This window comes from Oleiphilus sp. HI0086 (genome assembly GCF_001635225.1).
Window position 1 is genome coordinate 1 of sequence record NZ_LWFZ01000146.1, and the last position, 936, is coordinate 936.

Consider the following 936-nt stretch of genomic DNA (forward strand, 5'->3'; position numbering starts at 1 on the left):
AATTATGATCAAGCGATTGAGATTGGAACGCATGATGAATTACTGACAGTTGCTCGGGCCATGGAGCATATGCGTCTAAGCATTAAGGAGCGTGAAGAACGCTTGGAACTAATGAGCCAGATTGATGGTTTGACTCAACTTTATAACCGGCCATTCTTTGATCAAGCAATGGATATATCCTTGGCTAATAGTCGCCGAAACATGACGCCGCTTACCTTGGTTATGATGGATATCGATCATTTTAAAAAGGTAAATGATACCTATGGCCACCAGGCGGGTGATGAGTGTTTAAAACTGATTGCTCGCTTAATGAAGAAACAGTATCAGCGACAAACAGATATAGTGGCTCGTTATGGTGGTGAAGAATTCATTGCGATTCTCTACGGTCAGACTCAAGAGGAGGCCCTATTGCAAACCGAGAAACTTCGAAGGGCAATTGAAGACGCAAATATGACTTATCAAGGCAAAACAATACCGATGACTGCAAGTTTTGGCTTGGCAAGCATGGCACCACCAGAGTGGCAGAAAGGTGAATCATTGGTGGGGTTTGCTGATAGTGCTTTGTACCAGGCAAAAGAAAGTGGCCGGAATCGTATTTGTATCGGAGGTCAGTCAGGTGGCCATGAGACTCAAAATACCGCTTGATAAGGTTCTATAAGACCTAAGGCCGATCTTTTATAGCTGATCAGCTACAGTAACCTGATTTCTTCCTTGACTTTTTGCCTGGTAAAGGGCTTTGTCAGCCTGTTTTACCAGATCTTGCCAGGCTTCCACTCTGGATTCCACGACACCAATACTGACGGTTAGCACGCCTTTGTCTGATTCAATGTGAGGGATTTGTAATGCCTCGATAGCTGCCCTGACTCGCTCGGCACATATTCTGGCTTGTTGGCCAATACTTCCGGGCATCAGAATTAATAGCTCTTCGCCGCCATA

The 936-nt window shown here is 45.0% G+C and carries 2 protein-coding genes; one reads left to right on the forward strand and one right to left on the reverse strand.

Features of this window, described 5'->3' with window-relative positions; translation table 11 throughout:
• Window positions 1-645 (forward strand): GGDEF domain-containing protein (locus A3756_RS02085; RefSeq protein WP_156490194.1); only part of this gene is annotated, 645 nt, incomplete at its 5' end.
• A gap of 30 nt (window positions 646-675) precedes the next feature.
• Here the strand turns inward: A3756_RS02085 and A3756_RS02090 are convergent.
• Window positions 676-936, reverse strand: a 261-nt coding sequence (locus tag A3756_RS02090; RefSeq protein ID WP_156490195.1) for a GGDEF domain-containing protein, incomplete at its 5' end; no start/stop codon positions are given.